13 protein-coding genes and 1 pseudogene are annotated in these 16,565 nt (G+C 70.6%); 11 read left to right on the forward strand and 3 right to left on the reverse strand.

What is annotated here, in order from left to right:
• Positions 1-1,018: 1,018 nt before the first annotated feature.
• Both ACGH2B_RS00170 and ACGH2B_RS00175 read right to left on the reverse strand, forming a co-directional pair.
• Entirely contained in the window at positions 1,019-1,588 is a 570-nt protein-coding gene (locus ACGH2B_RS00170; protein ID WP_399082031.1) for a nitroreductase, read from the reverse strand.
• 611 nt (positions 1,589-2,199) lie between these two features.
• On the reverse strand, positions 2,200-3,528 hold the full coding sequence (locus ACGH2B_RS00175; RefSeq protein ID WP_399082034.1) for an aminotransferase class V-fold PLP-dependent enzyme: 1,329 nt from the start codon (positions 3,526-3,528) through the stop codon (positions 2,200-2,202).
• Between the two features lie 454 nt (positions 3,529-3,982).
• Here ACGH2B_RS00175 and ACGH2B_RS00180 point away from each other — a divergent pair, with 454 nt between their 5' ends.
• From ACGH2B_RS00180 to ACGH2B_RS00215, 8 genes are all read left to right on the forward strand, one after another.
• Positions 3,983-4,957, forward strand: coding sequence for a ParB/RepB/Spo0J family partition protein (locus ACGH2B_RS00180; RefSeq protein WP_399082037.1), 975 nt, complete (start codon positions 3,983-3,985; stop codon positions 4,955-4,957).
• A gap of 389 nt (positions 4,958-5,346) precedes the next feature.
• A complete protein-coding gene (locus tag ACGH2B_RS00185) occupies positions 5,347-6,354 on the forward strand; it encodes an NAD(P)/FAD-dependent oxidoreductase (RefSeq protein WP_399082040.1) in 1,008 nt (335 codons plus the stop codon).
• A complete protein-coding gene (locus tag ACGH2B_RS00190; protein WP_399082043.1) occupies positions 6,351-6,650 on the forward strand; it encodes a 2Fe-2S iron-sulfur cluster-binding protein in 300 nt (99 codons plus the stop codon). The genes ACGH2B_RS00185 and ACGH2B_RS00190 overlap by 4 nt, the downstream gene beginning before the upstream one ends.
• Positions 6,651-6,693: 43 nt before the next feature.
• Entirely contained in the window at positions 6,694-7,446 is a 753-nt protein-coding gene (locus ACGH2B_RS00195) for a hypothetical protein (RefSeq protein ID WP_399082046.1), read from the forward strand.
• Between the two features lie 66 nt (positions 7,447-7,512).
• Positions 7,513-9,387, forward strand: a complete 1,875-nt coding sequence (locus tag ACGH2B_RS00200; RefSeq protein ID WP_399082049.1) for an ATP-grasp domain-containing protein — start codon at positions 7,513-7,515, stop codon at positions 9,385-9,387.
• Entirely contained in the window at positions 9,384-10,991 is a 1,608-nt protein-coding gene (locus tag ACGH2B_RS00205) for an acetyl-CoA carboxylase biotin carboxylase subunit family protein (protein WP_399082052.1), read from the forward strand. The genes ACGH2B_RS00200 and ACGH2B_RS00205 overlap by 4 nt, the downstream gene beginning before the upstream one ends.
• Positions 10,988-12,253, forward strand: a complete 1,266-nt coding sequence (locus ACGH2B_RS00210) for an acetyl-CoA carboxylase biotin carboxylase subunit family protein (protein ID WP_399082055.1) — start codon at positions 10,988-10,990, stop codon at positions 12,251-12,253. Before ACGH2B_RS00205 ends, ACGH2B_RS00210 begins: the two co-directional genes overlap by 4 nt.
• Complete coding sequence (locus tag ACGH2B_RS00215) at positions 12,250-13,293, forward strand: EamA family transporter (RefSeq protein ID WP_399082058.1); 1,044 nt, start codon at positions 12,250-12,252, stop codon at positions 13,291-13,293. Before ACGH2B_RS00210 ends, ACGH2B_RS00215 begins: the two co-directional genes overlap by 4 nt.
• A gap of 109 nt (positions 13,294-13,402) precedes the next feature.
• On the opposite strand, the gene ACGH2B_RS00220 is transcribed toward ACGH2B_RS00215, so the two are convergent.
• Positions 13,403-13,978, reverse strand: coding sequence for an AAA family ATPase (locus ACGH2B_RS00220; protein WP_399082061.1), 576 nt, complete (start codon positions 13,976-13,978; stop codon positions 13,403-13,405).
• 249 nt (positions 13,979-14,227) lie between these two features.
• Between ACGH2B_RS00220 and ACGH2B_RS00225 the strand changes: the two are divergent.
• The 3 genes and pseudogenes from ACGH2B_RS00225 to ACGH2B_RS00235 all read left to right on the forward strand — a co-directional run.
• Positions 14,228-14,344: pseudogene (locus ACGH2B_RS00225) on the forward strand (AAA family ATPase); the annotation flags it as partial.
• Positions 14,345-14,358: 14 nt separating this feature from the next.
• Positions 14,359-15,132: a class I SAM-dependent methyltransferase gene (locus ACGH2B_RS00230; protein ID WP_399082064.1), complete on the forward strand. Its 774-nt coding sequence runs from the start codon at positions 14,359-14,361 to the stop codon at positions 15,130-15,132.
• 299 nt (positions 15,133-15,431) lie between these two features.
• Positions 15,432-16,406 carry an alpha/beta hydrolase gene (locus tag ACGH2B_RS00235; protein ID WP_399082067.1) on the forward strand — a complete coding sequence of 325 codons (975 nt, stop codon included), beginning with the start codon at positions 15,432-15,434 and terminating at the stop codon, positions 16,404-16,406.
• Positions 16,407-16,565 lie beyond the last annotated feature (159 nt).

Raw genomic sequence — 16,565 nt, forward strand, 5'->3', positions numbered from 1 at the left:
GCGGTGACCTGCGCGTTTTCGAAACCGTGAGGCCAGGCGGGGCCGGGCGAGGGGCCGGATGCGGGCAGGACGTGGCCGGAGACGGAGGTTCATACCGGTCACGGCCTCGCGGCGCCGGGCGGCGGTACCACCGGCCGGTCCGGATCGCGCGCGGCACAGCACGGTGTCCCGCCGCCTCCGGCACGGCACGGCAGGGCGGCGGTGAGCCGCGGGACACACAACGGGCAACGGCGGGCGGCGGGCGGCGGGCGGCGGGCGGCGGGCGGCGGGCGGCGGGCGGCGGGCGGCGGGCGGCGGGCGGCGGGCGGCGGGCGGCGGGCGGCGGGCGGCGGGCGGCGGGCGGCGGGCGGCGGGCGGCGGGCGGCGGGCGGCGGGCGGCGGGCGGCGGGCGGCCGAGTCTCGTCGCGTATGCCGGGGCAGGTGAAGGCGAGTTGGGGTGAGTTGGGGCCGAGCGGCCTGCGGTCCGCTCAGGGCGTGAGCCCGCGTCCGAGGTGCTTCGCGGCGCCGGTGCCGGGCGGCAGCCGAGCGGCGCGGGGCCGGCATGGTGCCCGGTGCCGGGAGACGGGAGACGGTGGGCGGGAGACGGGAGCCGGTGGGCGGGTGCCGGTGGGCAGCCGTCGCGCTGTCGGCGGAGCGGACGTCGAACGGCCTGTGACCTGCTGCTGTGCGGGAGCGGTTACGCCGCAGCCGAGGTGCTCTGCCCCGCTCCCCCGGCCCCGGCCCGGCCGCCCCCCGAGTCCCCTCCCCGCAGCCACTCCCGGTACCGGGGCCGGTGCCGGTTCCGGACGCCCGCCGCCGGCGGAGAGGGCGGCCGGGGACGCTGAGCGCAGCCCCGTGACCTGCACGGAGCACGTGGGCACATGTGCACATGGCGTATGTAGGGCACAGAGGAGACGCGGGGCATGGACCGGCCACTGCGGGCGGCGGGGGTGGGGCGGGGGGGGGCGGGGTGTCCGTCCGGTCCTGGCCGGTGCCAGGGACGGTGCCGGTGTGGGGGACGGTGCGGGTGCGAAGCGCGTCAGCGGGGGGTGAAGACGGAGATCCGGTCGGTGACGTCCTCGGTCGCCCGGCGCTTCGGCGGGAGGAGCCGCTGGGGGGTGCCGATGTAGAGCCATCCCAGCAGGCGTTCGGCTTTTCGCAGGCCCAGGGCGCTGCGGACCCGTTCGGACTCGGTGAACCTGCCGGTGCGCCAGACGCTTCCGAAGTCCCGGGCGTGCAGCAGGAGTATCAGGGAAGTGGTCATGGCGCTGGTGGCGGCGAGTTGTTCCCATTCGGGGATCGAGCCGCCGCGGCCGTTTCCGTTCGGCACCGGTGAGAACACCAAGGTGGCGAGAAGCGGTGCTCTTTGCGGCTTGGTCTCCACCTGCCCTCGCCGGGAATCGGGGCCCGCGCAGTCGTCGGCGAAACAGCGCCCCAAAGCGGCGCGTCCTTCATCCCGTACCAGAATCCATCGCCAGGGCCGGAGTCTGCCGTGATCGGGGGCCGTGGCTGCCGCGCTCAGCAGATAGGCGAATTCCTGGTCGCTGGGGGCGGGTTCGACGAGATGGTGTTCGCTGCGGCGGGTCAGTACAGCGGTGATGACATCCATGGGGTCCTCTTCTGCATCGGCGCCTCGGCTGCTTCACCGGACGCGTTCGCCACCACGCCGGCGAACGCAACGGCGGTCGCATCTCCGCGCGTTGGCGGGCCGCTCATTCCCGGGGCCGCGGCGTACCGTTTCGTGTATGCGGGAAGCGGCGGAAGAGAGGAAAGGGAGGCGGGCGCCGTTTCTCCGCACCTCTGCGGCCCTCGCAACCCGCACCCAACCCGTTCTTGGTTCCCCGCGTCCCTGAAATTCCTCATTCTCGCGGCCTTACGGCACGGCCCGTACGGTCTCCGCGCCCCTTGACCTTCCGCCCCTCCCCCTTTCCCCTTTTCCTCTTTTCCTCTTTTCCTCTTTCCTCTTCCCTTTCCCTCTTTCTCTTCTTGCTCTTGCGGGCCTCCCGCCCTTCCGTGGTGATGTGCTCGGAAGGGCGGGTCCGGCCACCCGGCCACGACGGTGACGGTCGTGGTGGCGGTTGCGGTGAAGGGGCGGTGGTGGCGGGTGGCCGGGCCGGGCTGTGTCTTTACGCGCCGACGTGTTTTCCGCCGCGTCTTGAGCTGAGCGGCCGGAAGGCGGAGTGGTCGGGAAGGCCGCGGGCGGGTGGCGGGTTCGCGGTGTCAGGCCAGTGAGCGGATGACTTCGAGGGCCCGGTGGACGTCCTTGGGGAAATTGACGATGCCGGCCGAGAAGCGGACGTGCGGGACCGCGTACGGTGTTCCGCTGGCGATGACGCGGTTGTCGCGGAGGATCTGTACGACGTCCGTGGGCTTGTAGCCGCGGACGTCGAAGCAGACGAAGCCGGCGGAGTGTTCGGGGGCGCGGGGGGTGTGGAGGGTGACGTGGTCCATGCCGGCCAGGCCCTCCTTGATCTGGCCGTTCAGGTCGAGGATGCGGTCCTGGACGCGGGTGCGGCCGATCTGCCGGTGGAAGCGGAAGGCTTCGATGGTGGCCCACTGGTGTTCGTAGGCGAAGAATCCGCCCGGGCTGATCCATGAGGCTTCGGTGGGGCCGACCGGCGGGCGGTCTTCGCGCCAGGCGTCCTGGGGTTCTTTGGTCATGATGCTGGGGATGGTGGGCTGCAGGAGTGCCCAGTTCTCCGCCTTGGCCCAGACGATGCCGGTTCCGTGGGGGCCGAGGATCCATTTGTGGGTGCCGGCGGAGAAGAAGTCGCAGCCCATTTTCGCGACGTCTTCGTCGACGATGCCGAATCCGTGGACGCCGTCGACCACGAGCAGGATGCGGTCCGCTTCGTCGCGGTTGCGGTTCAGTTCTGCGAGGGCGTCGGCGATTTTCGCGATGGGCAGGCGGACGCCGGTGCCGGAGTGGACCCAGGTGACGCCGACGACCCGGGTGTTGGGGCGTACGGCGGCGCGTATGCGGGCTACGGCTTCGTCCTCGGAGAAGTGCAGTGATGATTCGTAGAGGGAGATTTTGCGTGTGCTGGCGCCCCACCTGTTGACGGCCAGTCGTATGGATTCGTGGTGCGGGTAGAACTCGTGGGTGGTGGTCAGGATTTCCTGGTCCGGCTTCAGGCGCAGGCCGCTGTAGATGAGGGCGAGTCCCATGGTGGTGCTGCCGGTGAGGGCGATCTCGTGGGGCTTTCCGCCGACGTATTCGGCGGCGGCGGCGCACACCTTGCGCCAGATCATGTCCTCGTCGCGTTGGAACATGTTGTCGTCGAGGTAGCTGTAGGGGTTTTCGTCGAATGCCTTGCGGTATTTGGCGATGGCTTCACGTACGGGGGTGGGGTTGGAGGCGAAAAAGAAGTTCGAGAGGTGTGCGAGGTCGGGCCTGAGGAGGAATTGTGCGCGGACGGATTTCCAGTCGTGGGGGTTGAACGGCTGGGTTGCAGCCTCTTGCGCGGCGGCTTTCCCTGCGGCTCCCAGGGTCAGTGCGGAAGCCGCGGCGCCGGAGCCGAGCAGAATTTTGCGGCGCGAAAGAGACACGATTACTCCTCCAGGGGTCGGGGTGGTCGCTTATCTTCGGGTGAAGTTTTGCGACGGCGTGTCCGGTGTTTTGGGGCAAGGTTCACTGATTAGCAGGACCGGCTGCGGGGGGTCAAGAAACGTTATCCGAAACCGACCATCGGGGAGGTTTTACTAAACCGTGAAGCGGGGTCCGTAAACCACGGCCTGCCGCAACTTAATGAAATGTTGCGCCCTCATGAACGGTCCGGGCGGGGGCCGCTGGTCGATACTCCGGGCCACCGGTGAAGGGATCACAGGTCTTGACGGATCACGGCGGTGATCGTTAACTGGCCACCATCTACCCGTAATGTGAAAATATGGGGAGCGGTGGGTGCTGACATTGAGAGACTTATTAGGGACCGGAGACTTTTTAAGAACTGCGGCTCGGGATCTCGAGGCCAGGGCGGAGGGCGGGTGCCCCGGGGTCCGTCTGGTGCCGGTCGACTCCCTGGTCGCCGCCGATTCGCCCCGGCTGGGCGGGGTGAGCCGGGAACATGTCGAGATACTCGCACAGGCAAATATCGAGCCGATCCTCGTCCACCGGGACACCCGGCGGGTGGTCGACGGGATGCACCGTCTCCAGGCCGTCCGGCTCCGGGGGGAGCGGCTGATCCCGGTCCGGTATCTGGACGGGCCGGCCAGTGAGATCTTCCTGCGGTCCGTGGCGGCCAACGTCCGCCACGGTCTGCCGCTGACGCTGCAGGACCGCAAGGCCGCGGCGGTCCGCATCCTGGCCTCGCACCCGGATCTGTCGGACCGTGCGATCGCGCGCATCACCGGGCTCTCGCCCAAGACCGTCGGCGCCGTCCGCCGTACTTCGACCGAGGAAATTCCCCGGTCGAAGGTCCGGGTGGGGGCGGACGGCCGCAGCCGCCCGCTGGATGCGGCCGAGCGCCGGGAGGCGGCCCGCGCGTTCCTCGCCGAACACCCCGGCGCCAAGCTCCACGAGATCGCCGCCAGCGCGGGGGTGTCGATCAGTACCGCGTGCGACATCCGCCAGCGCCTGCTGCGCGGCGAGCGGCCCCCCGCGCCACCGCGCCCCCCGGCCGCGGACGGACCCCGGGCCGCGGACGGACCCCGGGCCGCGGACGGACCCCGGGCCGGGGACGACGACGGGCCCCGGGGCGAAGGCGGAGGCGGGGCGCCGGCCGGCCGGCAGCAGGGGCAGGGGCGGCGCATCGAGAGTCTGGCGAAGGATCCCTCGCTGCGGTTCACCGAGTCCGGGCGCGCGCTGCTGCGCTGGCTGAACGCGCGGGCACCCGATCTTGAGGCGGGGCGGCAGTTGATGTCCTCGGTGCCGCCGCACTGTGCCGTCGCGGTCGCGAACCTGGCCAACTCCTACGCCCGGGAATGGCAGCGGTTCGCCAGCGCCCTGGACCAGGCCGCCGCCGACGGGGACGGGGCGTAGAACGGCGGGGCCGGGCGGGGTCCGGCGTGCCGGGCGGGGCCGGGCTGCCGGCCGCCGGTCATGACCGGCCGGCACCGGCACACACCCTCTCTTTTTGGTCCGTACTTTTTGAGGTAAAGGGCTCTTCATTCCCTGTGCTTTCCGCGGGGAGCCGGAATTCCGGACCCTTTTGTTGACGCCGGCGCCGGGCCCTTGAATGATGAAATCGCACCCCGCGCTTCACGGTCCTTCCTCTCACGGGCCGCGCCGTGGTGTCCGCCGGATCGGTGCGAAATGCCGTACGGCGTGAGGGAAATGTGTCCGGCCGGCCGTGAGGCCGAGAGGGCCGATCCGTTTTCGACCGCCGAAGGGGCCTGGAGTTCAGGATGAATCAAGCGGGAACTCGACCAGTGGAGACGAGCACGGATGTGGCCGTCGTCGGAGCGGGTCCGGCCGGTCTGTACGCCGCCTACTGCGCGGGATTCCGCGGGCTTTCCAGCGCGATAATCGACGCGTTGCCGCAGCCGGGTGGTCAGCTCACTTCCCTGTATCCGGAGAAGAAGATCTACGACGTCGCCGGCCATGTGGCCGTACGCGGCCGGGACCTGATCGATCAGTTGCTGGCCCAGGTCGCGCCGTTCCGGCCGCGGCATCTTCCCGGGCGGACCGCCGTCTCGCTGACCCCGGACGAGGGCAGGGGCGAGGGGGCGGGCCGGGGCTGGGTGGTCGGTCTGGAGGACGGCGGGCGGGTGCGTGCCGGGGCGGTCGTGATCGCGGCCGGTCTGGGGCGTGCGGTGCCGCGCACGCTGGCCTGTCTGCAGCCCTGGGAGGGGCGCGGGGTGGCGCACCACGTGCCGCGTCTGGAGGCGCACCGGGGGCGTGATGTGGTGATCGTGGGCGGTGGTGACAGTGCGGTCGACTGGGCGCTGGCGCTGGCGCCGGTGGCGCGGTCGGTGACCGTGGTGCACCGTCGGGCGGTCTTCCGTGCCCACGAGCACAGTGTCAAGCAGATGTACGCGGGTGATATCCGGGTGCTGACCGAGGCGCAGGTGACCGGTGGTGAGGGGCGGGAGCATCTGGAAAGGGTGCGGCTGCGCCAGGGCGGGAGCGGCGGGGAATTGACGTTGCCCGCGCAGGCTGTTGTTTCGGCGCTGGGTTTTATCACTTCTTCGGGTCCGCTGGCCGGGTGGGGGCTTCGGATGGAGAGTCGCCGTGTGGTGGTGGACGGGGCGATGCGGACGAATCTGCCGGGGGTTTATGCCGTGGGCGACATCTGTACGTATGAGGGGCGGGTGCCGCTGATCTCGGTGGGTTTCGGGGAGGCGGCGACGGCGGCGAATCATCTGGCGGTCGCGTTGCGTCCGGGCTCCCGTCTGGCGCCGGAGCATTCCACCGACCGCGAAGCGTTGTTGTCATGACCCTGAAGAAATTGACGGTTCTTCCGGCCGGGACCGAGGTCTGGTTGCCCGGCGGATCCCCTCTGACCGAAGTCGAGTACGAGTGTCCGCAGCAGCTCATCCCGTTCGGCTGCCGCTCCGGGGCGTGCGGCGCGTGCGTCATCGAGGTGCTGGAAGGTTTCAGCGCCCTGGGTGAGCCCGACGACGACGAACTCGACTTTCTCGAAGACCTCGGCCGGACCGGCGGAGGCCACCGCTTGGCCTGCCGGTGCCGGCTGGGCGGCGACGCGACCGTTCGCGTCGCCGACGACACCTGAACCACTGACACCGCACATCCGGACAACCACGAGAAAGGCCATCATGCCGAACCGCGTGATCAACGCCGGCTACGGGGACCGCACCCCGTTCCTGACCGCGTCCGCCTCCGTGAAGCTGCGCGCCGAGATCGACGAGCAGCTCGACCAGCAGGTCCTGGAGTGGTACGCCAACGTGCCCGAGGCCGCGCACCTGGAGGGCAAGAACGTCGACTCCGCGTACTACAAGCGGAACCTGATCGAGACCGCCTGGCGTATCCGGCTGCTGCGGGTGGCCGAGGCCAAGGCCCTGGTGGAGGTCGCCAAGCGCAGCCCGGAGGCGGCGCAGGTGTGGGCCAACTACGAGCAGGAGGAGATGCTCCACGACGAGCTGTTCATCAGCGACCTGGAGAAGGCGGGGGTCTCGCGTGAGCAGTTCCTGGCCACCGAGCCGTACCTGTCGACGAAGCTGCTGGCCGGCTACTTCTCCTACCTCCTCGACCACGAGGGTCCCCTCGGTGTCGTGGCGTACTCCTACCTCGTGGAGTACGTGAACGTGAAGCTGGAGCCGAGGAAGCTTCAGGCGCTCAAGGGGTCGGTCGGCGAGGACAACATCGGCGGTCAGATCAACCACTCGCACACCGACATCAACGACGACCACCCCGGCGAGGTGTGGGCGGCGGTGCGTCACCTGCTGCGCGGCCAGGACGACATCGACGCGTTCAAGCGGTACCTGCGTGAGCACCAGACGGTTCTGGCGCAGTACTTCGAGGAGCTGTACCTGGACACCATCGCCAAGGCGGAGAAGCAGGCCGCCTGATTTTTCGTCCTCGGCGGGGGCGCGGCGCGGTCGCGGCGCGCCCCCGCCCACCGGTGAGGAGGCCGGATGAGCATGGAAGACGCCCCGGGAGTGCTGCTGCTCAGCCATGTCGGGTTCTCGTTCGTCGAAGACCTCGCCGGCGCGGTGCGGGCACGCGGGCTGAAGGTCTACGTGATCAGTTCGCTGCCGGAGCCGGAGCATCAGGGTGTGCGGCCGGGGGTGCTGGCGGACCTCGCCGACGAGGTCAAGGTCACCGCCGGGCATGTGCTGGGCCCGCGTGAGGTCGACGGCTTCCTCGACGAGCTTCAGGCCGCGGGTGCCCCGGTGCGGTGCTGCCTGACCGTCTGGGAGGGCTACCGGCACCTGATGGCGCTGGCCAACGCCCGGCTGGGGGTCGCGGACCTCCAGGAGAAGCAGGCCCTGCAGTTGCGCGACAAGCTGACGGTGCGCAACCGTCTGGCCGACGCGGGTCTGAGCCGGGGCCGGGCGGCGGTGCTCACCCCCGCAACGCTCGCCGCGCGCCGTCGGGCGGGCGGCCGCTACTTCGTCAAACCGGTCAGCGGGATCGCCTCGTTCGGGACGTTCCCCCTCACCGACAGCACCACCTGGGCCGATCTGCAACGCATCGCCGACCAGGCACGCTCGGACACCGTCTACGCCAGCGCCTTCACCACCGGCCCCGCCGACGAGGACGACACGGGCACAGCAGACCCAACGGCCGCACAGGCGGACGGAACAAGCGGGACAGCCACACGGACGGCCACGCGGACGGCCGGGACGGGCGGTGCGGGCGGTGCGGGCGGGACGGCCGCACGTACGGCGGCGGAAGCGGCGGGAGCGGTGGCGCAGGCGGGGGCCGCCGGGCGCGGCGCCACCGGACCCGCGGACCAAGGCGCGGGACAGGAAACGGGCCGGGACACGGGCCGGGACCCGGGCCGGGACCCGGGCCGGGGTGCAGGCCGGGCCACGGGCCAAGACGCGGGTCGGGACACGAGCTGGGACCCGCACCGGGATGCAGGCCGGGCCACGGGCCAAGACGCGGGCCGGGACCCGCACCGGGACGCGGGCCGGGACGCGGGCCGGGATGCAGGCCGGGCCACGGGCCAAGACGCGGGCCGGGACCCGCACCGGGACGCGGGCCGGGACGCGGGCGGGAGTGCGGGCCGGGACACAGGCCGGGAGGCGGGCGGGAGTGCGGGCCGGGACGCGGAGGTCCCGGTGCGGTTCCTCGTCGAGGACTACATACCCGGGCAGGAGTTCAGCTTCGAGGTGATCGTCGTCGACGGCGGGCCGCAGGTGGTGGCCGTGCACGAGAAGTGCGAGGTGACCGAAGCCGCGGGCACCGTCCTGGAGAACGCCTGCGTCAGCCCTCCCACCAGCCTGACGCAGGACCAGATCGCCGCGGGCCTGACGTGGGTCGGCACGGTACTGGAGCTGCTGGAGCTGAACTGGGGCTGCTTCCACATCGAGGCACGGCACAGCGCCTCGGGCTGGGACCTGATCGAGATCAACCCGCGCGTCGGCGGCAGCCTGATCTCCCCCAGCGTGGCGGCACTGACCGGCGGCCCCGGCCTGCTCGACCTGTGGCTGGACTCCCTGCTCGGCGCCCACCGGCCCGCCGCCCTGCGCACCACGCTGGAGAAACTGTCGTACACGGCCGGCGGCGCGGCGCCGGGCGGGCGGGCGACGTTCTTCCGTGTCTTCTTCGCCGACCCCGGCACGCTGGCCCGGGTCGAGCTGAACCCGGCGCTGCGGCCGCGGCCGCTGCTCTCGCAGATCCTGCTCAAGGCCGGTGACACGGTCGAGCCGTCCTCGCGGGAGGTGTTCCTCGGCCAGGTGCTGTGGCGGATGGACCTGGCCGGCCGCGAGGCGGTCCTGGCGGAGCTGATGCCCGCCTCCGAGCGGGCGATCGAGGTCGCCTACGAGGGAGGACAGGCATGAGCGCACCGCTGTTCCTCATCGTCGACTACAACCTGAGCCGGATCGACGAGGTCCGTCACCTGAGCGACCACGCGCGCGAGCGCCACGGTGCGCGGGTGGTGCTGATCCGGGCCGCTCCCACCGCGGCGGACCGCGCGCTGGCCGATGAGGTGATCGACCTCGACCCGCTGCGCGACGACTTCGCCGAGATGGGCCTGAAACTGCTCGGGGACCGGCGCGAGCGGATCGTGGCGGGCGTGGTCTTCTCCGACAACGCCGTACACAGCGGCGCGGAACTGCTCGACCGGCTGGGCGTCGCCGTCGACGCGCCGCAGCTCGCGCAGGGGGCGTTCTCGAAGTTCCGCTACCGGCTGGAAGAGGCACGGGTCGCACGGCTGCTGGCGGCGCAGCGGATCATGGTGCCCGCCTTCGCCGAGATCGCCTCACTCGATCAGCTCCGGGCATTCGCGCGGGAGCACCCCGGGGGTTTCGTCGTCAAACCCTCGGCCGAGGGCAACAACCGCGGCGTCGTCGTGGTGCGGCCCGGAGATGACCTGACAGCCGCGTTCGCCGAGGTCCTGCCCTACCTGGAGGGCGGGGTGATCTGTGAGGAGTTCATCCCCTACCGGCGGGAGTACTCCTACGACGGAGTGGGACCGCTGGCGTTCCTGACCGAGAAGATCAGCGCGCCGGGCCGGTACCCCGTCGAGGTCGCGCAGGTACTGCCCGCCGTCGTCGACGCCCACGAACGCGCCACACTGGAGCGGGCCGGACGGTGGGCGAACGCCCTGGTCGGCCAGTGCGACGGGCCGTTCCACAACGAGATCAAACTGAGCGACGACGGACTGCGGGCCGCGGTGGTGGAACCCAACCGCCGTCCAGGCGGAATGAAAATCTGGTCACTGGCCCGGTGGGTGTACGGCATCGATCTGCACCATCACTGGATCGACACGGTCTTCGCCACCGGCACCACTGCCGCCCCCGGCACCGCCGCCACCGCTGCCGCCGCCGGAGCCCCCGGCGCCACCGCCGGTACCGCTGCCGGTGCCGCCACCACCGCCGCCGGAGCCCCCGGCACCACTGCCGGAGCCGCTGCCACCACCGGCACCACCGCCGGTACCGCTCCCGGCAGCACTGCCGCCGCCGGAACCGGAACCGGAGCCGGCACCACTGCCACCACCGCTACCGGAACCGGAACCGGCGCGGGTGCCGGAACCGGCGCGGGTGCCGGAACCGGCGCGGGTGCCGGAACCGGCGCGGGTGCGGGGCGGCTGGTGGCGGGCTGCTCGGCGGCGACGGTGCTGCTGGGCGTCGGCAGCGACCGCTCCTTCGCCCCCGCCGACGTCGCCGACGGCGCGGAGCCCTTCGCCGAGGCCGTGCGGGCCACCGCCGCCCAACTGTCCCTGGCCGACGGGGAACTGAGCGTCACAGCCTTCACCTGGCTGTCGACCGAACGCCGCACCCTGCACGCCGTCGCCCGGGACAACGCGGACTTCGCGGCCCAGGGCTGCGTCGTCCTGCGCGGGAACCGCGCCGACATCCGCACCGTCGTCCACACCCTGCGCACGGCCTGGCCGGCCGCGCTCGACCGCGCCCTCACCCCTGCCGTCAGGAAGGCCTCATGAAGATCCTCATCCTGCACCGCGTGCCCTACTTCAAGATCGAATACGCGCGGGGGATCCCCCACGACCGCCACGAGGTCACCTACTTCGGCACCGACCAGGCCCTGGCCACCCTGCCGGACGGCCTGCGGTGCGAACGCGTCAGCCGGCCCGGCACCCGCTCCGCCTACGACGAAGCCCGCCAGTGGCTGACCACCCACCCCCGCACCTTCGACCGCGTCATCTCCGTATCGGAATACGAACTGCTCGACGCCGCCCGCCTGCGCGAACACCTCGGCGTGACCGGCCCGCGCGTCGAACAGGTCACCCTCACCCGCGACAAGGTCCTGATGAAACAAGCCGCCCAGGACGCCGGAATCCGGGTACCGCGCTTCTCGGCACTGCCGGACCTGCTGCACCCGCACGCGCGGGCACCGTGGCAGGGCCGCACCGTCCTCAAACCGCACCGCGGCGCCTCCAGCGAAAACGTCCTGGTCTACGACACCCCCCACCAGGCCCTCACCGCGGTCACCGAAGGCCGCACCGGCGTCGCCGCACTCGACACCGGCACCGGCCGCGCCGACTTCCAGGCCGAGGAATTCATCTCCGGCCCCATCCGGCACTTCGACGGCCTGATCCAAGACGGCACACTCCTCCTGCTGACCGCCAGCCAGTACGTGGGCACCTGCCTGCGCTACGCCCAAGGACAGCCCATGGGCTCGTACCAGATCACCTGCGACGCCCCCACCCGCACCTGGGTCACCCGGGCACTGGCCGCCGTCGGCATCAAGGACGGCAGCTTCCACCTCGAAGCCATCGTCTCCGAAGAACAGGAACTGGTCTTCCTCGAAGTCGGCAACCGCGTCGGCGGCGCCGACGTCGTCGCCACCGTCGAACTCGCCACCGGCGTACACCTGCCCTCCTACGAACTGCGCATCCTGCTCGGCGAACCCGTCGCCGACCGCCTGCCCGCACCCCCCGCCGGCGCACGCCGGTACGGCTGGTTCGTCCACCCCGGCCACCACCTCGCCGGACAGGAGTTCCACGGTCTGGACGGCACAGGGGCATTTCGGGCCAGTGCCCGCGTCGTCGCCTGGAACGAGCTACAGTCCGGCGCGCGGCTACCCGATCACATCACCTACCAGGCCGGAGAAACGGTTCTCGCGGGCATCGTCGCGAGCAACACCCCCGAAGAAACCCGGGATTGGATCGTCGACCTGTTCAACTCCCTGACGGTCCGCACCCGCCCGGCCGCCCCCACACCAGCGGAACAGGTCCTCGCATGAAGAAACAGCACATCCTGCTCGCCGTGGCAGTCACCGCGATCTGGGGTCTGAACTTCTCCATCATCAAAATCGGACTCGAGAGCGTCGACCCACTCATCCTCGCCGGCATCAGATTCGCGCTCTGCGCACTGCCCGCCGTGTTCTTCCTCAAACGCCCCCAAGTCCCCTGGCGCTACATCACCGGCTACGGACTCGTCTTCGGCGTCGGCCTGTGGGGCGTGGTCAACCTCGGCATCAAAGCCGGCCTGTCCTCCGGAATCGCCTCCCTCGTCCTGCAGTTCAGCGCCTTCCTGACCATCCTCCTCGGCGCCGTCGTCTTCCGCGAAAAACTCTCCCGGTTCCAGTACGCCGGCATCGCCGTCGCCCTGACCGGACTGTTCTCGGTCACCTTCATCACCGACGGCACCGTCACCCTCACCGGCATCGCCCTGGTCCTCCTCGGCGCGGTGGCATGGAGCGTGGCCAACATCCTCATGAAGAAAGCCGCACCCAAGGAAACCCTCGCCTTCCTCGTGTGGTCCTCCCTCTTCTCCCCCCTCCCCCTCTTCGCCCTCGACCTCGCCGTCAACGGCACCACCGGCTACACCGCACTCCCCCACCAAATCGGCTGGACCGCAGTCCTCTCCCTCCTCTTCCAGGCCTACCCCAACACCGTCCTCGGCTACGCCATATGGAACTGGCTGCTCCGCGAATACCCCGTCTCCACCGTCGCCCCCCTCTCCCTCCTCGTCCCCATCTTCGGCGTCCTAGGCTCCATCCTCCTCTTCAACGAACCCCTCCCACCCCTCAAACTCCTCGCCGGCACCCTCATCATCACCGGCCTCATCATCGGCCTCTACAGCAAACACCCCACCACAACCACACCCCCCACCCCCACCCCCACCGAAACCCCCACCAACAACGAAGCCGCAGCCGCAGCCGCGAACGAAACCCCAACCGAAACCGAAACCCGCGACGAGGCCAAAGCCGAAACCGGCAGCGATGACACATCCGACGACGGCAACAACAACACCCCGATTCACAGTGCGAGCCAACGATGAACACCCCCACAAACCCCACCAACCACAAACCCACCACGAGCGCCCTGGTATTTCTCCTCACGTCCGCCGTCTCTTTCCCCTCCCGTCCGCCGTCGTCTGCCGGACGGGATCAGGTGATGGCGCCCTCGGACCAGGCCCGTTCGAGGATCTCGTCGACCGTCTCATCGGCGGTCTGCCGGGAGGTGTCGAGCCACAACCCGAGCCGGGGCGTGCTGTCGCGGAGGACTTTGTCCAGGTCCTCGGGCTGCCAGTCGGGCCCGTAGCCTGTCTTGCCGCGCTGTTTCTCCCGTTGTGCCACGACTTCCGGGGCGGGCGTCAGCACGACGACGGCCAGCGGGCGACTCTTGATCATCTTGGTGATCCCGGTCAGGTGCTCGCCGAGCAGGATGTCCTGCAGGACGACGGTGAACCCGGCCTCGACGTAGGCGTCGGCGGACGCGGCGGCCAGCCGGTGCCGTAGCCGGAGCTGGGCGACGGCCTCCGGCGGAGCCTCGGCGGTCATGTGCGCCTGACCGTTGACGATCATGCGGCGGAACGCGTCGCCGCGCACATGCACCGAACGCGGCAGGCGTGCGGCGAGGGCCTGGGCGACGGTCGACTTGCCCGCCGCCGAGATACCCGAGACGACGATGACGCCGGGTGCCTCGTCGGCAGTGACGGTGCTGGGGTTGGTGTGGTCGGTCATGGGTGGATGGGATTCCCCTCTGTGCGTGGCGTGTGCGTGGGCACCACGTGCGGCGTTGCCGTACGGGAGCGGGGCGGGCGGGCCCGGCGTGGAGGCGCGGCCGGGAAGCAGAGTGTGCCACCGGGGCAGCGGCGCGGCGGGCGGGATGAGGTGCGGCGGCACCAGAGCCGAAAGGAGGGGGTCGGTGGCGTCCTCCCGGCGCTGCGCACCGGCAGGTTGACCGGGTACAGGAGCCGTCCTGCCGTGACGGATGACCTGGGTGGCATGAAATTCGACCGCCACCACGCCGAACTCCTCTTCCGCCCCCTGGCCGAACGGGAAGAGAAGAACGGCGTCGCCATCGCCTCCAACGGGCCCTTCGGCGGCGCTAGGCTGCGGCGATGGAACGCGTAACGGATGTGCCCGAGTGCCCCGCCCGGTCCGCGGAGCCGGCCGGGGTGAATGACTACGACAGGTTCGCCGAGGCGTATTCGGCGGACAACGAGTCCAATCTCGTGAACGCGTACTACGCGCGGCCCGCGATGCTGGATCTCGCCGGAGACGTGACCGGCCACCGGATCCTGGACGCGGGCTGTGGCTCCGGTCCCCTGTCCGCGGCGCTGCGCGACCGCGGCGCCGTCGTCACCGGCGTCGACGTCAGTGCCGGAATGCTGGCGCTGGCGAAGCGACGGCTCGGTGAGGACGCGGACGTACATCAGGTCGACCTCCGCGACCGCTTGCCGTTCGACGACGGCGCGTTCGACGACGTGGTCTCTTCGCTGGTCCTGCACTATCTGGAGGATTGGGGGCCGACGCTGGCCGAGTTGCGGCGCGTGCTCAGGCCCGGCGGCAGGCTGATCGCGTCGGTGGACCACCCGCTCGTGGCCTACACGATCCAGGAACCTCGGCCCGACTATTTCGCGACCACCAGCTACAGCTTCGACTGGCAGTTCGGCGGCCGGACCGTCCCGATGAGGTTCTGGCGCAAGCCGTTGCACGCGATGACCGATGCCTTCACCACCGCCGGTTTCCGTCTTTCCGCCCTCAGCGAGCCGCAGCCCGACCCGGCCGCCCGCGAACTCTTCCCGGACGGCTTCCGCGACCTTTCGGTCAGGCCCTGCTTCCTGTTCTTCGTCGCCGAGGTGCCGCCTTCGGCCACCGGCTCGGACGGCTAGCGAGTCGCGGATCGCGGCCGGAGCGAGAGGCGGATCGCGGCGACGGTGACGGCGGCGTGCTTGACCTCGCAGCATTCAGGCGCCCCGCTCCCACGCCCCCTCGCCGGATCAGGCGCCCTCTTCGATGCCCCGGGCCGCGGTCCGGGCGAGGGGGCCCGCACCACACCCACCCCGCGCGGTTGCGCCCCGCGAAGGCCGTAAGACGATGGACCGAGGGGAGTTCGCCGAGGCCGGGTCGACGGTGGCGTGGCCGAGGGACGTACGAACGGGCGCGTATGCGCCTGCGGAATGGAGTGACCATGTCCGGCCTTCCGCCTCCGATCACGCCGTATCTCGAACAGGCCGCGAGGGAGCTGGCCGAGGCGACGGATCCGCACCCGCGTATCTACGAGGTGCCGCCCGAGGAGGGCCGGGAGATCCTGCTCGGTCTGCAGAGCGGTAGCGGGGTCGCCCGCCCGGACGTCGACGAGGAGTGGGTCGACGTGGACGCCGGCGAGTGGGGCACCGTCCGGACCCGCATCATCCGGCCCGAGGGGGCGGGCGGGCCGTTGCCGGTGGTGTTCTACATCCACGGCGCGGGCTGGGTGTTCGGCGACGACAAGACCCACGACCGGCTCTTCCGGGAACTCACCGTGGGCGCGGGCGCCGCGGGCGTCTTCCCCGTCTACGACCGGGCGCCGGAGGCCAAGTACCCCACGCAGGTCGAGCAGAACTACGCGGTGGGGTTGTGGGTGCTGGAGCACGGCGCCGAGCACGGCCTGGACACCTCGCGTATCGCCGTCACCGGTGAGTCGGTCGGTGGCTGTATGTCGACGGTCTTCGCGCTGATGAACAAGGAGCGCGGCGGTATCGATCTCAAGGCGCAGGTCCTGCTGTACCCGGTGACCAACGCGGACTTCGACACCCCTTCCTACCTGCAGTTCGCCGAGGGTTACTACCTCACCCGGGATTCCATGAAGTGGTTCTGGGACGCCTACACCACCGATCCCGCCCAGCGCACCGAGGTCCACGCCTCCCCGCTCCAGGCGTCCCTGGAGCAGTTGCGGGGACTGCCCACCACGCTGGTCATCACCGATGAGGCGGATGTGCTGCGCGACGAGGGCGAGCAGTACGCCAACAGGCTCCGCGAGGCGGGCGTCGACGTCACCTCCGTCCGGGTGGCCGGCATGGTGCACGACTTCCTGCTGCTGGACAGCCTGCGCGACACCCGCGCCGCCGATGTCGCCCGCACGCTCGCCGTCGATGCCCTCAGGAGGGCGCTGCACGACAGTTGACCCGCGGTTGCGACGCCGTACCGCCGGGGCCGCAGGGCCGCGCCCGGAGCTGGGCGCCCACGGGAGGTGGGTGCCCAGCTCCGTCGTTTTACGAGGGGTGCCGCCCGCCCTTCCAGCACTTCATGCTGAACACCGGCGTCTGGAGCCGCGACGGTGACG

Origin of the sequence: Streptomyces sp. BBFR2, assembly GCF_044497305.1 — a bacterium.
Classification (GTDB): Bacteria; Actinomycetota; Actinomycetes; order Streptomycetales; family Streptomycetaceae; genus Streptomyces.

What these genes read in the sequence shown, in the direction of transcription:
- ACGH2B_RS00220 (WP_399082061.1), bottom strand. Translation starts at nt 13,978, where the DNA reads ATGACCGACCACACCAACCCCAGCACCGTCACTGCCGACGAGGCACCC.
- ACGH2B_RS00230 (WP_399082064.1), top strand. Translation starts at nt 14,359, where the DNA reads ATGGAACGCGTAACGGATGTGCCCGAGTGCCCCGCCCGGTCCGCGGAG.
- ACGH2B_RS00210 (WP_399082055.1), top strand. Translation starts at nt 10,988, where the DNA reads ATGAAGATCCTCATCCTGCACCGCGTGCCCTACTTCAAGATCGAATAC.
- ACGH2B_RS00215 (WP_399082058.1), top strand. Translation starts at nt 12,250, where the DNA reads ATGAAGAAACAGCACATCCTGCTCGCCGTGGCAGTCACCGCGATCTGG.
- ACGH2B_RS00200 (WP_399082049.1), top strand. Translation starts at nt 7,513, where the DNA reads ATGAGCATGGAAGACGCCCCGGGAGTGCTGCTGCTCAGCCATGTCGGG.
- ACGH2B_RS00170 (WP_399082031.1), bottom strand. Translation starts at nt 1,588, where the DNA reads ATGGATGTCATCACCGCTGTACTGACCCGCCGCAGCGAACACCATCTC.
- ACGH2B_RS00195 (WP_399082046.1), top strand. Translation starts at nt 6,694, where the DNA reads ATGCCGAACCGCGTGATCAACGCCGGCTACGGGGACCGCACCCCGTTC.
- ACGH2B_RS00190 (WP_399082043.1), top strand. Translation starts at nt 6,351, where the DNA reads ATGACCCTGAAGAAATTGACGGTTCTTCCGGCCGGGACCGAGGTCTGG.
- ACGH2B_RS00235 (WP_399082067.1), top strand. Translation starts at nt 15,432, where the DNA reads ATGTCCGGCCTTCCGCCTCCGATCACGCCGTATCTCGAACAGGCCGCG.
- ACGH2B_RS00205 (WP_399082052.1), top strand. Translation starts at nt 9,384, where the DNA reads ATGAGCGCACCGCTGTTCCTCATCGTCGACTACAACCTGAGCCGGATC.